We start from the raw sequence: 13,882 nt of genomic DNA on the forward strand, positions 1-13,882 counted from the left end.
GTCCCACGGGCCCGCCGCCGCATCCGTCGGAATACTCAGCTCGCATACTCAGAACTCCGGGCGGCGCCGGACCGTCGAGTGCGCACCACTGAGAACACGCCGCCGACCCGCCCTGGCCGTCCGAAATCCGCCAGCCCCGCCCTGCCCCGCCCGCCTAGCCTCAGGAAACATGATGAACGTCTCCCCGTCCCGCGCGGCCGCCGCGGCCGCCACGGTCACCGTGGTGCTGTGGGCCTCCGCCTTCGTCTCCATCCGCAGCGCGGGTGCCGCGTACTCGCCGGGCGCGCTCGCCCTCGGCCGGCTGCTGGCCGGTGCCCTGACGCTGGGCGCGATCTGCCTGGTGCGGCGGGAGGGGTGGCCGCCGCGGGCGGCCTGGCGCGGGATCGCGATATCCGGGCTGCTGTGGTTCGGCTTCTACATGGTGGTCCTGAACTGGGGCGAGCAGCAGGTCGACGCCGGTACCGCGGCCCTGGTGGTCAATGTCGGCCCGCTGCTGATCGCGCTGCTCGGGGCGCGGCTGCTGGGTGATCCGATGCCGCCGCGCCTGCTGGCGGGCATGGCGGTGTCGTTCGCGGGTGCGGTGACCGTGGGCCTGTCGATGTCGGGCGGGGGCGGCTCCTCGGTGTTCGGCGTGGTGCTGTGCCTGTTGGCGGCGGTCGCGTACGCCTCCGGGGTCGTCGCCCAGAAGCCGGCGCTGGGCCGGGCGAGCGCGTTGCAGGTGACGACGTTCGGGTGCCTGGTCGGCGCGGTCGTCTGTCTCCCCTTCACCGGCCAACTGCTCCACGAGGCCGCCCGTGCCCCGCTGCCGGCCACGCTCAACATGGTCTACCTGGGTGTGTTCCCGACCGCGCTCGCCTTCACGACCTGGGCCTACGCGCTGTCCCGCACGACCGCGAGCCGGATGGGCGCGACGACGTACGCCGTACCGGCCCTGGTCGTGCTGATGTCGTGGCTGGCGCTGGGTGAGGTGCCGGGGGCGGTGACCCTGGTGGGCGGGGCCCTGTGCCTGGCCGGAGTGGCGGTCTCCCGCTCCCGCCCGCCCCGCCGGACCTCCCGCACGGCGCGTGAGGAGCCCCGTCCGGAACGCGTGCCCTGATCCGGGCCCGCGCCGTGGGTCTCAGAACATCACCAGCGCCCGGCCACCCTTGCCGGCCAGCATGTTCTCGAAGGCGGCCGGGATGTCGTCCAGGGAGATCCGGTCGGTGACCAGGGTGGTCAGGTCCAGCCGGCCGGTGCGGACGTGCTCGGCGAGCACGGGCAGGTCCCTGGCCGGGTCCGCGTTGCCGTAGACGCAGCCGGTCAGGGTGCGGCCCCAGTGGAACAGTTCCAGCGCGTTGAAGGTGACCTGCTCGTCCTTGCCGCCGATGCCGACGACCGTGGTGCGGCCGCCGCGGCGGGTGGACTCCCAGGCGGCGCGGATGGTGACCGCGCGCCCCACGCACTCCACGGCGGCGTCGACGCCCTGTTTCCCGGTGAGGGCGCGGATCTCGCGGGGTGTGTCCGCCGTGGCCGTGAGGAAGTCCGTGGCGCCCGCCCGGCGGGCGAGTTCCTCCTTGTCCGGGGAGACGTCCACGGCGACGATCCGCTCGGCGCCCGCGATCCGGGCGGCCTGGAGGGTGGCGAGGCCCACTCCGCCGGCGCCGAACACGGCGACCGTCTCGCCGGGGCGCACCTTCGCGGCGTGGTGGACGGCGCCGTAGCCGGTGAGGACGGCGCAGCCGAGGAGCGCGGCGTCGGTGAGCGGGACGCCGTCCGGGAGGGGCAGCACGCAGGAGGCGGCGACCACCGTCTCCTCGGCGAAGGCGGCGACGTTCAGGCCGGGGTGCAGTTCGGTGCCGTCGGCGGTGCGGGCGTGGACGTCGGCGGCGCCGTTCATCGCGTTGGCGCACAGCCAGACCTCGCCGAGCGAGCAGGGGTGGCATTTCCCGCAGGAGGGGGCCCAGTTGAGCACCACCGCGTCGCCCGGTGCGACCTGGGTGACGCCCTCGCCGACCGCGACGACGGTCCCCGCGCCCTCGTGCCCGAGGACGGCGGGCACCGGAACCCGCAGGGTGCCGTTGGTCAGCGACAGATCGGAGTGGCAGACCCCGGCGGCGGCGAGCCGCACCCGGACCCGGCCCGGCCCGGGCTCCGGCAACTCGATCCCGGTGACCTCCAGCGGAGACCCGACGGCGGGCAGAACGGCGGCACGTACGGCCATGGGACGTGACTCCCTTAGAACTGGAGGGACTTGGTCTGGATGTATTCGGTGAGTCCGTGTGTGCCGAGTTCGCGGCCCACGCCGGACTGCTTGTAGCCGCCGAAGGGGGCGAGGGGGTTGAAACGGCCGCCGTTGATGTCGACCTGGCCGGTGTCCATGCGGCGGGCGAAGGCCACCGCCTCCGTCTCGTCGGCCGCCCAGACGGCACCGGCGAGGCCGTAGACCGTGCCGTTGGCGATGCGCAGGGCGTCCTCCACGTCGTCGTAGCGGAGGATCGTGAGCACCGGGCCGAAGATCTCCTCCTGGGCGACGGTCATGCCGGGGGTGACGTCGGCGAGGACGGTGGGGCTGACGAAGTAGCCCCGTTCGCGCGGGGATTCGGGGCCGCCCGCGACCAGGCGGGCGCCCTCGGCGACACCCTGCTCGATGTAACCGCGCACACGCGCACGCTGCTCGGCGTTCACCACGGGGCCGATGCGCTCGCCGTACTTGGCGGCGGCCGTCGCGGCCAGTTCGACCGCCTCCTCGTACCGGTCGCGGTGGACCAGCATGCGGGTCCAGGCGCTGCACGTCTGGCCGGAGTTGGACATGACGTTGGCGACGCCGACGTTCACCGCCCTGGCGAGGTCGGCGCCCGGCAGGATGACGTTGGCGGACTTGCCGCCCAGTTCCAGGGCGACCTTCTTGACGGCGCCGCCCGCGATCGCGCCGATCCGCCTGCCGACGGCGGTGGAGCCGGTGAAGGAGACCAGGTCCACGTCCGGGTGCTCGGCGAGCGCCTGTCCGGCGACCGGGCCGGCCCCGGTGACCAGGTTGAACACGCCCGCCGGGAACCCGGCCTCGTCGATCGCCCCGGCGAACAGCCGGGCGGTGAGCGGGGTGTCCTCGGCGGGCTTGAGGACGACGGTGCAGCCGGCGGCCAGCGCGGGGGCGGCCTTGGCGACGATCTGGTGCAGCGGGTAGTTCCAGGGGGTGATCGCCCCGACCACGCCGATGGGCTCGTGGAACACGGTGGAGTTGCCGGCCTTCTCCTCGAAGGCGTACGTCGCCGCGAGCTCGGCGTAGAAGCCGGCGACCGCGATCGGCATGCCCACGTGGACCGTCCGGGAGAAGGCGAGCGGCGAGCCGAGTTCGGCGGTAACGGTCTCGGCGATCTCCTCCTCGCGGGCCGCCAGCACGTCCCGCAGGGCGCCCAGCCGGGCGGCCCGCCCGGCGGGCGCGGTCGCGGACCAGCCGGGCAGTGCGGCGCGGGCCGCCCGTACGGCCGCGTCGACGTCCTCGGCGGTGCCCGCGGGCACGGTGCCGATCACCTGCTCGTCGGCCGGGTTCACCACCTCGATGACGTCACGGCCCGCGGCGGGACGCCAGGCGCCCTCGATGTACATGCCGTCGTCTGCCTTCATCGTGCTCCTCCGGGGCGGGGGCCGTCGTCGGTCTCGTCCGCGTGATCACTGTCGCGGACAAGCTGGTGACGGTCCATAAACCAGCGCCGGCAGCTCTGCCGCGCGGCCCGCCCCTCCCCCCGGCCGGCCCACGGCCCGCCGGGGCGCTTCACTCCTCCAGGTCGGGCAGGCGGTCCGGGGCCGGGCAGATGCGCTCGCCGCGCTGGTCGAAGACGAACAGGCGGGCGAGGTCGACCAGGAGCGGCACCTGCATGCCGTGCCGCAGCTCGATGTCCGGCGTGGTCCGCACGACCAGGTCGCCCGGCAGGCGCGGGTCGGGCGCGGCGACCGGATCCGGCTCGGGTCCCGAGGGGTGGTCCAGCACCACCACGGGGCCCGCGCGCAGGGCGCCCGCCCGGCCCCGCAGCCGGTTCAGGACCGTGCCCTCGCGCCGGCGCCGCCGGGTCGGGCGCCGGGTGGGGCGCGGGGCCTCCAGGTCCGGTACGACGGCTGGGCGGGAGCCGGTGTTGAAGTGGACGAGGACCTCGTGGCCCTGGAACTCCATGTGCTCCACCAGCCCGGTGATCGCCACTTCCCCGGGCCGGGCGGCGGGCGCGGGAACTCCCGGCCGCCGGGAGGAGGCCGAGAACTTGGGGGCGATCCGGACGGCCTCCGAGCGCAGCCCCACGATCACCTCGCGGCCCTGCTGAACGCGCAGCAACTGATGGTCCAGGGACAGGGGTTCGGGCAGGCGCAGGAACTGCTTGCCCAGGCTGATGGTCATGGCGCCGTCGAGCGGGGCGCGGATCAGGCCGCGCAGCAGGTTGATGCGCGGGGTGCCGATGAAGGCGGCCACGAAGACGTTGCGGGGCAGGGCGTAGACCGCGCGCGGGGTGTCCACCTGCTGGAGGACGCCGCCGCGCAGGACGGCGACCCGGTCGCCCAGGGACATGGCCTCGGACTGGTCGTGGGTGACGTAGACCGTGGTGACACCCAACTCCCGGGTCAGCTTGGATATCTCGGCGCGCAGGTGGTTGCGGAGCTTGGCGTCGAGGTTGGACAGCGGCTCGTCCATCAGGAAGGCGGAGGGGTGCCGGGAGATCGCGCGCCCCATGGCGACGCGCTGCCGTTCGCCGCCGGAGAGCTGGCTGGGGAAGCGGTCCATGAGGTCCTCGATGCCCAGCATCCGGGCGGTGGCGTCGACACGGCGGGCGGGGTCCGTGCCGGGCGACTCGATGCGCAGCGGGAAGCCGATGTTGTCGCGGCTGGTCATGTTCGGATAGAGCGCGAAGTTCTGGAAGACCATCGCCATGTCCCGGCCGGAGGGCGGCAGTTCGTTGCCGTACTCGCCGTCGAGCAGCAACTGCCCCTCGGTGATCTCCTCCAGTCCGGCGATCATCCTGAGCACGGTGGACTTCCCGCAGCCGGACGGCCCGAGCAGCACCAGGAACTCGCCGGGCGCGATGTCGAGCGAGAGGCGGTCCACCACGCGGACGCCCTTGGCGTAGGTCTTGCTCACGTCGTGCAGAGAGATGGCGCGTGTCATGAGGCATTCCCCCGGGACTCACCAGAGCACTGAGGCTCCGCGGGTCGAACGCCTCGTGCGGGTCGTACGGGGCGTATGAGTCACGGAAGTTAACGGACGGTGCGCGCCGGGGGGAAGAGAACGGGCAGGATCGGAAGCCGGCGTCCGCCAGGCGAGAAACCGGACGATCATGTTCAAGGGCGGGCGGCCGGTCGTGGGCCACCCGCCCGCCGTGCCGCGCGGTGTCAGGTCGTCGACGTCAGGTGGGCGAAGACGACGACGTTGCTGGAGTAGCCGGTTCTGTGGGTGTAGAGGCCGCCGCAGGTGATCACGCGGAGTTCGGGGCGGCGGGACGTGGCGTACACCTCCTTGTCCGGGAAACGGGCCTTGTCGAAGACCCGTACCTTGTCGACGGTGTAGACGGCGGTGCGGCCGTCCTGGCGCCGGACCTCGATGCGGTGGCCCGGACCGAGCCGGCCGAGTCCGGCGAAGACGGCGGCGCCGGTCCTGGTGTCGCGGTGCCCGACCGCGACCGCCGTGCCGGGCTCCCCGGGTGTGGGACCGCCGTCGTACCAGCCGACGAGCTTGGGCCTGTCGACCGGTGGCGTCTTCAGCTCCCGGTCGCCGTCGAGGCCGACCCGGATGATCGGCGCGTCGACGCCGAGGGAGGGGATGCGCAGGGTGGTCGCGGGAGAGCGGGGCAGCGGCGCGGGCGGGCGCGGGGAGGGAGAACCGGGCCGTGGCGAGGGGGACTTGCCGGGGGCCGGGCCGTCGCCGTTCGAACCGTCCGTGCCGACACCGCCGCGGTGCGTGCCGCTGTCGCCGGCCCTGCCGCCGTTCGCCTCGTCGCCGGCCGCGCCGTCGGCGGCCGCGCCGGAAGGACCCGGGTGGTGGGCCGGGGCCACCGCGCCCGGCCCTGCGGCTCGCTCCGGCGCGGTGCCGTCGTGCTGTCCACCGCACCGGTTCCCGGCCGTGACCAGGACGACCGCGAGCACGGTCGTCCTGGCCAGGCGGTAGGCACGGGTCCGGTACCAGGGCCTGCGTCTGCGCCTACGCGGCGCCATGCGGGCGCCGGCGGACCAGCCGCGTGTACACGACCCCGCTGACCACGACCAGCCCGACGGCCGCGGCCCCGGTCACCGGCGAGAACGCCGCGACCGAGGAGGCGAGGCCGCCGCCGCCCGCCTGGACACCGCCCCGCGGGCCGCCGCGGTCGTCGCGGATCGGGCCCGACGCCTCGTTGCCGCGCCCGTGGTCCTCGTGACCGCGGCCCCGGTCGTCGCGGCCGCGGCCCTGGTCCTCGATCGGGCGGCCCGGCCCCTGCGCCCCTTCGCGCCGGCCGTGGTCCCCGCGGCAGTTGACGCGGAAGATCTTCTCCTTGGAGGTACCGTCGATGGTCCAGGAGAGCTTGTACTGCCCGTCGGCGAGCCCCAGCGGCTCGGTGTGGCCGGCGCCGGCGCCCAGGGCGATGGTGCCGGTGACGGTGGCACTGTTGGGCAGCGGTGGCTGCGCGTGGATGGTGTAGGTCACGTTGGGCAGGACGTCGAAGTTGACGGCGTCCAGGTAGAACCGGCAGGCGACGGGGTCGTCCTTCGAGACACCGAAGGGCACGCCCACCCTGTGGATCTTGATGTCGCCGGCTTCCCCCTGGGCCATGGCGGACGGCGCCGCCAGCCACGTGGCACCGGCCACGGTCAGGGCCGTCAGACCGACGGCGACGGCGCGGGAGCCGAAGGTGCGTGGGATTGTCAGGGTGGGCATGCGCGTTCCTCCGAGTCAGACGATTTTCATACAAATCGTTCTTTCGACTGACTGTCTTTCATATGCGCTCGCATCACGAGGCGACCCGCACCCGACGCGCCGTCAGCTTTCGCCCGGCCGGAGCAACCGTGTTCCGCCCCTCCCCGCCGGGCACCTCACGGCATGGGGGAAACGGCGTCAGTCCAGCGCCCGCGCCAGGTGGGCGCGCAGCATCCACCGCATCTCCTCGATGATCCGCTCGTCGCCCTGCGCGTCGACACGGAAGGCGAGTTGGACCAGGGTGTCGGCGGTCTCGACGGCGATCAGGAAGGTGCGGCGAAGGTCGTCGTCCGGCACGCGGCCCAGGTAGCCGGCCAGGAGCTCGGCGAGCCGGTCGGCGACGCGGTGGTTGGGTTCGGCGTGGCGGACACCGACGGGGATCTGGTTGCCGAAGTCGACGAGGGAGAACCCGGGGGCGGTCCGCTTCATGGCCAGGTACTCGTCGAGGACGGTGTCCATGGCGGCACTCCATCCGCAGTTCCCCGCCTTCCCTGCCCTCTTCAGCCGCCCGGCGACGCGCTCGGTGTACCGGTCGAGGTTGCGCTGGGCCAGCGCGTCCGCCATCGCCCGCTTGTTGCCGAAGAACCGGTAGACCGAGCCGATGGGCACGCCGGCACGCGCCGCGACGGCCCGCGTGGTCAGCGCGTCGTAGCCGGCCTCGTCGAGGAGGTCGGCGCAGGCGTCGAGGATCCGGGTCAGCCGTTCGGCACTGCGCCGCTGGACGGGCGCGCGGCGAAGCGGGGCGGGGTCGGACACGGCTTCATCATGCCTTCCCCCGGCGAGCGGGTGAAGCGCGCCTCCCGGCAGCCCCGCTACGCTTCGAGGACACGGCCGGGGACGACACGCCCTGGTCCTGCGGCGCGGCCGTGATGTCGGCCGTGGACTGGACCGGGTCGCCGGCCACCGCCCAGACCGTGCCGTCGTCGGCGTGGAGGCGGACGGTGACGTGATGGGTGCCGTGGGGCACGAGCCGGCCGGCGAGGCGGTACTCCGGGGCGCGCAGGCGGACGACGAGCCGGCCGTCCACCAGCAGCTGGGCGAGGCCGCGCCCGGCCGTCGCGCGGGCCGGCGTGCCGGCCGGGGAGAAGCGGAAGCGGCGCACGGCCAGCCGTACGTTCCAGTCGCCGCCGGACCCCGGCCGCACCTCGACACGGACCTCGGGAGCGGTCTTCCGGTCCACCTCGCGGTAGCGCCGGCCCTCCTCGTCGGTGTGGTCGAGCAGCTTGCCCACGGGCTCGGCCGGCTTCTCGTCCCCCTGCCCGTGCCCAGCCTTCCGTCCACAGCCCGCCGGCCCGGCGAAGAGCAGGGCCGAGGCCGCGAGCGCAGCGAGTGATCCCCGCGTCCACGACGACATGACGGGGAGCGTAGAGCAGCGGCCCGACCGGCGGATCCCCCGGAAGTCGGGTTCCGTCCTCCGCCCGGAGTAGGGGGTCTTGCGCCCCGGAAAACGCAATCCTACGGTGTTCCATAGGAATCAGGTTGCAAGGGAGCGATCATGAGCGGGGACGCACGCAGCACCGCCGAGAAACTGACCTACCTCTCCGGGTTCGGCAACGAGCACGGTTCCGAGGCGGTTCCAGGCGCGCTGCCCGACGGCCGCAACTCCCCGCAGCGCGCCCCGCTCGGGCTGTACGCGGAGCAGCTCAGCGGTACGGCGTTCACCGAGCCGAGGGCCCACAACCGCCGCTCGTGGCTGTACCGGATCCGCCCCTCGGCCGCCCACCCGGCGTTCACCCGGACCGGCAACGGCGCGATCCGCACGGCGCCGTTCACCGAGACGGTGCCCGACCCGAACCGGCTGCGCTGGAACCCGCGGCCGGAGCCCGCCCGCGGCACGGACTTCCTCGCCGGCCTGTGGACCCTGGGCGGCAACGGCGACGTGACGCAGCGCACCGGCGTGGCCGTGCACCTCTACCACGCCGACTCCTCGATGGAGCGCGTCTTCAGCGACGCGGACGGCGAGCTGCTGATCGTGCCGGAGCGCGGCGGGCTGCTGCTGCGCACCGAGTTCGGACTGCTGCGCGCCGAGCCGGGGGAGGTGGCTCTCATCCCGCGCGGGGTGCGCTTCCGGGTGGAGCTGCTCGACGCCACCGCCCGCGGCTACGTCTGCGAGAACTACGGCGCCCCCTTCCGCCTCCCCGACCTCGGCCCCATCGGCGCCAACGGGCTGGCCAACGCCCGGGACTTCCGCGCGCCGGTCGCCGCCTACGAGGACACCGAGGGCCCGGTGGAGGTGGTGAACAAGTTCTGCGGCAACCTGTGGACCGCCACCTACGACCACTCCCCGCTCGACGTGGTGGCCTGGCACGGCAACCTCGTGCCGTACGTCTACGACCTGCGCCGCTTCAACGTGATCGGCACGATCTCGTACGACCACCCGGACCCGTCGATCTTCACGGTGCTGACCTCGCCCTCCGACACCCCGGGCCTGGCCGGCGTGGACTTCGTCGTCTTCGCGCCGCGCTGGCTGGTCGGCGAGGACACCTTCCGGCCGCCGTACTTCCACCGGAACGTGATGAGCGAGTACATGGGCCTGATCGAGGGCGCCTACGACGCCAAGGCGGAGGGCTTCGTGCCGGGCGGCGGCTCGCTGCACAACATGATGTCGGCGCACGGCCCGGACCGGGAGACCTTCGACAGGGCGAGCGCGGCTGAGCTGAAGCCGCAGAAGGTGGACGACGGGCTGGCGTTCATGTTCGAGACGCGCTGGCCGCTGACGCTCACCCCCCACGCGGCCGGGGCAGAGCACCTTCAGCGGCGGTACGACGACGTCTGGAAGGGGCTGGAGCGGAACTTCCGCCCCTAGGGCCTTTCGTTCGGATCATGCCGGGCTCGCGGGCCTGATCCGAACGAAAGACCCTTGCCTTGATCGATTACCTACCGGTACGGATGACCCGTGACCTCCTTCGCTCCGGATTCGATCGTGCTGAACCGCAAGCTGCCGCTGTGGTACCAGGTGTCGCAGTCCCTGCGTGCCTCGATCCTCGGCCGCTCGCCCCAGGACCCGCTGCGCCTGCCCACCGAGGAACAACTGGCCGGGCACTACGGGGTGAGCGTGCTGACGATGCGTCAGGCGCTGAAGGAGCTGGAGGACGAGGGGCTGATCACACGGCACCGGCGGCGCGGCACGTTCATCGAGCCCGGTGCCCGGCGGGGCGCCCCGGTGCGGCTGCTGGGCTCGGTGGACGCCATCGTGGCCCAGCAGTCCGGCATGACCACCGAGCTGCTGGCCCACGGCACGGAGCCGGTGCCCGCCGAACTCGCCGAGTTCTTCCCCGGTCTGGACGAGGTGGCGGCGTACCACCGGCTGCGCGGCGACGAGAAGACGGGTGAGCCGACCAACCACGCCCGCAACTACGTCCGTCCGGAGCTGGCCCGCCGGATGGCGCCGGAGGATCTGGTGCGGTGGCCGATGACCAAGGTGCTGCGGGACGTGGCGGGCGCGGACATCAGCCGGATCACGGACACCGTCGAGGCCCGGCTGGCCGATCCGGAGACGGCGCGGCTGCTGCGCGTCCCGCTGCTCAGCCCGATCCTGCACTACACCGGGATCACCTACGACACGGCGGGGCGGCCGCTGGACGTGGCGGTGATCCACTACCGGGGGGACCGTTTCTCCTTCACGGTCTCCCTCGACGCCACCTGACCCGGCCGCCCGTGCCAGGTCGTACGATGCCCGGCGTGACGCACGACGACGCTCCGCCGCTGGCCGACCTCATGCCGTGGTCCGTCGCACCGCCGCGGCTGGGCCGGGGGTGGCCGGTGGCCCCCGACGCGGGCTCCCTCAAAGCCCGCTGGGAGGCCCTGCTGAAGGCCCGGGGCCCCGAGCGGGAGGCCCTGTTCGAGCCGACGCGCTCGCGCACGCCGTACACGGCCGTCGGGCAGCTGCCGGGCCGGTCCGGCGGCACCGAGAGGCTGATCCGCGCGTCCGGGCCGTGCCCGGAGCCGGCACGTGTGCTCGTGGCGCCCTTCGACGAGCAGTGGCTGATCCCCGACCACCGTCTGATCGACGCGGCCCGGCCCGAGTTGTGGCGGGTGGCGGACGCCCGCCAGGTCTTCGTGGCGGAGACCGCCGCCACGCCCGGCACCGGACCGCCCCTGCTGGCGACGTCCCTGCTCCCCCTCCTGCGCCCGGGCCGCGTCCGGCCCCTGTACCGCCGTCCGGCGGCGGCGGAACCGAACCTGGCGCCCGGCCTGCTGGACCACCTCGCCGCCCGCCTCGGGCACCGCCCCACCCCGGAGGACGTCCTCGCCTGGACGCTCGCGGCGGCCCGCCCCGGTCCGGACGGCCCGGTGGTCCCGCTCACCGGGGACGCCGGGGCCTGGGCGGCCGGAGTGGAACTGGGCCGCAGGACGCTGTGGCTGATGCGCCGCGACGGCGAGCGCCCCAAACTCCCCGGCGGCCGCCGCCCCTACGTCCGTGCCCCGCTGCCCGCACGTCCGCTGACCCTGCGCTACGACCGCGACGAGGAGACCCTGCACCTCGACGAGGGCCGCGTCTCCCCCGTCCCGCCGCAGGCCTGGGACTTCGAGGCCGGCTCGGAGCGGGTCCTGGAGCGGTGGTTCGCCGCACGGACCGCCCAGGGCGAACCGGGCACTCTCGCGGCCGTGCGGCCCGCGACCTGGCCGCAGGCGTGGACGTCCGAGCTGCTGGAGCTGATCACGGTCCTCGCCCTGCTGGCGGAACTCCGGCCGCGGCTCGAGGCGTTGGAGGTGACGGCGCCGATCACCGCGACCGGCCTGCGCTCCGCGGGAATCCTGCCGGTACCGGCTGCGGCCCGCCGCCCGGCCTCGGTCCTCGATCACCGCGAGGAGGGCCCGGAGGGTCAGTTCGCCCTGCTCTGAGGGGCCGCCTCAGCCGCGCGGCGCGAACCCGTCCCATGCGGGGGGACGTTGTTGTACAGGGCCAAGATGGCGCCCGGCTGGAGGGCGCGGGCATCGCCTGCGCGCGTCCGAGGGTCGTGTACCGCCTGCCCGGGAGCGGTGGCGGGAGGTGGGGAGGTGGGGGAGGCCGGTCGGCCGCTCAGGACGGTGCTGCCGCCCGATCACGCTGCCGGGCGGGACCGGGCCGGGCACGGGGACGTACCCGCGCTCTGATCAGCACACCGGGGCGCCGGCGTGCCGCGGGAATGACGGACGGCGGGATCGCGGCGCCGCGCCGGGACGGCGTGGTGGCCTGAACACGGGAGACGAGCGGGCCTGGGGGCCGCCGGCCGGGACTCAGCGGGCGCCGAACAGCGAGCGGCGCAGCCGGCGCAGCGGTGCGAACAGCGACACGCGGTGGACCCGGGCGCGCCTGCCCGTGCGGTCGTGCGGACCACGTGCGGTGAGCTCGCGCATCAGCGACGTCGCCTCGACCGTCTCCCGCTGCGGCACGGCTGGGCCGGCCAGCACCGACAGATGGCGGTCGAGACGCGAGCTGGTCGCGCTGCTCCCGCAAGTGATCGCAGGGATCCTGGCCCTGCTGCGCACTGTTATCTGCTCCATGTCACTCCCCACCCGTACGAGTCCACCCGGCCCGGGCAGGGTAACCCTATCGCCCCGTTGGGGCACTCGTGTATCGAGGTGCCAGGATTCACCTTCCCTGGAGGGGTGTTGACGATTACTCTCCGAATCCGACAGATTTCAAGGCGAGTTGAACAATCGGCTGCGTAGTGGGCTGAGGTGACCCCCCGTCGGGTTCCACTGTCACGGCGAGTGATGCAGCCGACCGGGTGAGACCCACGACGACCAGGGGCGTGTCATCCGCGAAGAGGCCGAGGGAGCGCGGTGGCGCGCCGGGGCGCATGAGCCACAGCTGGCGCACGCGGCCGCTGGGCGGGTCCGCGTACCCGCCCAGGGTCACCACGGCCCGTCCCCGAGAGGCGGAAGCGATCACTCCGATACTGCGGCCCTGCGCGTCCAGGCTGGTGGCGGCCCGTGTGTCCGGCGCCGCGAGCACGTGGTCGATCTCACTCGCCCGGTTCCGCTGGGCCGCCAGCTCTTCCTGGGTCCGGTTCGCCTGGACGGCGAAGAGCGCCGCGACGACGAGGGCCGCGGCGGCCGTCACCGTGGCGAAGGGAACGAACAGGGGGCGCGGCCGGGGCGCACGGGTGCGCGTGGGCGGCGGCCGGGTGCCCCAGACGTGCGGTGGCAGTTGGGGCGTGCGCTCCCGCGCCGGCGCGGGATCCTGAGGGATGTCGCGTATCGCGGCCAGCACCCGCTCGCGCAGCGCGGCGGGCGCCGGTACGGCGGTGGACCGGGCCAGACGCACCGCGTCCTCGGCCAGGGCCCGCACCTGGGCGACGCACGCGGGGCAGTTCCGCAGGTGCTTCTCGAAGCGGACCCGTTCGGCCGGTTCCAGCGCGTTGAGGGCGTAGGGCGCGGCGAGGGAGTGCGGGTCCTCGCGGCGCAGCAGGCGGTCGAGCAGGCTCATGCGGCACATCCCAGGCATTCACGCAGCCGGATGAGCCCGTCGCGCATCCGCGTCTTGACCGTGCCCAGCGGCAGGGACAGCCGCTCGGCCACTTCACGGTACGTATAGCCGTCGTAGTAGGCGAGGGTGACGGACTGGCGTTGCAGGGCGGTGAGGCGGTCCAGGCAGCGCCGTACCCACTCGCGTTCCAGGCCGGCCTCGACCTCCTCGGCGACGTGGTCGAAGGCGGGCGACGCGGCGCGCGCGGCCTCGCGCTGCTCCCGCTCGCCCGCGGCGCGGGCGCTGCGCACCCGGTCGACGGCGCGGCGGTGGGCGAGGGTGAGCACCCAGGACAGGGCGCTGCCCCGTCCGGGGTCGAACCTCGGGGCGGATCGCCACAGTTCGAGCAGCACCTCCTGGGCGACCTCCTCGGACTGGGCCGGGTCGCGCACCACGCGCCGCACCAGGCCGTAGATGGGCCCGGAAACCAGCCCGTACAGCTCCTCGAACGCCTTGTGGTCGCCCCCCGCCACGAGCACCAGAAGCTCGTCCGCCTCCACCCGCCGTCCCCTCTCCGCCGG

General features: G+C 73.8%; 14 protein-coding genes. 4 read left to right on the forward strand and 10 right to left on the reverse strand.

What is annotated here, in order from left to right; translation table 11 throughout:
- Positions 1-172 precede the first annotated feature (172 nt).
- On the forward strand, positions 173-1,096 hold the full coding sequence (locus ACIOWN_RS09325) for a DMT family transporter (RefSeq protein ID WP_362347226.1): 924 nt from the start codon (positions 173-175) through the stop codon (positions 1,094-1,096).
- A gap of 21 nt (positions 1,097-1,117) precedes the next feature.
- On the opposite strand, the gene ACIOWN_RS09330 is transcribed toward ACIOWN_RS09325, so the two are convergent.
- From ACIOWN_RS09330 to ACIOWN_RS09360, 7 genes are all read right to left on the reverse strand, one after another.
- Positions 1,118-2,200 (reverse strand): Zn-dependent alcohol dehydrogenase, encoded by a 1,083-nt coding sequence (locus ACIOWN_RS09330; RefSeq protein ID WP_362346815.1) that lies wholly within the window; start codon positions 2,198-2,200, stop codon positions 1,118-1,120.
- A gap of 14 nt (positions 2,201-2,214) precedes the next feature.
- Positions 2,215-3,603, reverse strand: a complete 1,389-nt coding sequence (locus ACIOWN_RS09335) for an aldehyde dehydrogenase family protein (protein ID WP_362346813.1) — start codon at positions 3,601-3,603, stop codon at positions 2,215-2,217.
- Between the two features lie 148 nt (positions 3,604-3,751).
- On the reverse strand, positions 3,752-5,128 hold the full coding sequence (locus tag ACIOWN_RS09340) for an ABC transporter ATP-binding protein (RefSeq protein ID WP_362346811.1): 1,377 nt from the start codon (positions 5,126-5,128) through the stop codon (positions 3,752-3,754).
- Positions 5,129-5,352: 224 nt separating this feature from the next.
- Positions 5,353-6,171 (reverse strand): class F sortase, encoded by an 819-nt coding sequence (locus ACIOWN_RS09345; protein ID WP_362346810.1) that lies wholly within the window; start codon positions 6,169-6,171, stop codon positions 5,353-5,355.
- Positions 6,158-6,868 carry a hypothetical protein gene (locus tag ACIOWN_RS09350; RefSeq protein WP_362346808.1) on the reverse strand — a complete coding sequence of 237 codons (711 nt, stop codon included), beginning with the start codon at positions 6,866-6,868 and terminating at the stop codon, positions 6,158-6,160. Before ACIOWN_RS09350 ends, ACIOWN_RS09345 begins: the two co-directional genes overlap by 14 nt.
- A 177-nt stretch (positions 6,869-7,045) precedes the next feature.
- Positions 7,046-7,663: a TetR/AcrR family transcriptional regulator gene (locus ACIOWN_RS09355; RefSeq protein WP_362346806.1), complete on the reverse strand. Its 618-nt coding sequence runs from the start codon at positions 7,661-7,663 to the stop codon at positions 7,046-7,048.
- A gap of 7 nt (positions 7,664-7,670) precedes the next feature.
- On the reverse strand, positions 7,671-8,261 hold the full coding sequence (locus ACIOWN_RS09360; protein ID WP_401981314.1) for a hypothetical protein: 591 nt from the start codon (positions 8,259-8,261) through the stop codon (positions 7,671-7,673).
- 141 nt (positions 8,262-8,402) lie between these two features.
- Between ACIOWN_RS09360 and hmgA the strand changes: the two genes are divergently transcribed.
- The 3 genes from hmgA to ACIOWN_RS09375 all read left to right on the forward strand — a co-directional run bounded on the left by hmgA (position 8,403) and on the right by ACIOWN_RS09375 (position 11,752).
- Positions 8,403-9,713, forward strand: a complete 1,311-nt coding sequence (hmgA, locus tag ACIOWN_RS09365; RefSeq protein WP_401981316.1) for a homogentisate 1,2-dioxygenase — start codon at positions 8,403-8,405, stop codon at positions 9,711-9,713.
- A gap of 90 nt (positions 9,714-9,803) precedes the next feature.
- Positions 9,804-10,553 (forward strand): GntR family transcriptional regulator, encoded by a 750-nt coding sequence (locus ACIOWN_RS09370; protein ID WP_362346801.1) that lies wholly within the window; start codon positions 9,804-9,806, stop codon positions 10,551-10,553.
- Positions 10,554-10,579: 26 nt separating this feature from the next.
- Positions 10,580-11,752 carry a type ISP restriction/modification enzyme gene (locus tag ACIOWN_RS09375; RefSeq protein ID WP_362346799.1) on the forward strand — a complete coding sequence of 391 codons (1,173 nt, stop codon included), beginning with the start codon at positions 10,580-10,582 and terminating at the stop codon, positions 11,750-11,752.
- Positions 11,753-12,127: 375 nt separating this feature from the next.
- On the opposite strand, the gene ACIOWN_RS09380 is transcribed toward ACIOWN_RS09375, so the two are convergent.
- The 3 genes from ACIOWN_RS09380 to ACIOWN_RS09390 form a co-directional block, all read right to left on the reverse strand.
- The gene (locus tag ACIOWN_RS09380) at positions 12,128-12,394 is read right to left on the reverse strand and encodes a hypothetical protein (protein WP_362346797.1); all 267 of its coding nucleotides are present in this window, start codon (positions 12,392-12,394) and stop codon (positions 12,128-12,130) included.
- 115 nt (positions 12,395-12,509) lie between these two features.
- The gene (locus tag ACIOWN_RS09385) at positions 12,510-13,322 is read right to left on the reverse strand and encodes an anti-sigma factor (RefSeq protein WP_362346795.1); all 813 of its coding nucleotides are present in this window, start codon (positions 13,320-13,322) and stop codon (positions 12,510-12,512) included.
- Positions 13,319-13,861, reverse strand: a complete 543-nt coding sequence (locus tag ACIOWN_RS09390; protein WP_362346794.1) for a sigma-70 family RNA polymerase sigma factor — start codon at positions 13,859-13,861, stop codon at positions 13,319-13,321. Before ACIOWN_RS09390 ends, ACIOWN_RS09385 begins: the two co-directional genes overlap by 4 nt.
- Between the last annotated feature and the right edge of the window lie 21 nt (positions 13,862-13,882).

Origin of the sequence: Streptomyces sp. NPDC087787, from assembly GCF_044743035.1 — a bacterium.
In the GTDB taxonomy this organism is placed as follows: domain Bacteria; phylum Actinomycetota; class Actinomycetes; order Streptomycetales; family Streptomycetaceae; genus Streptomyces.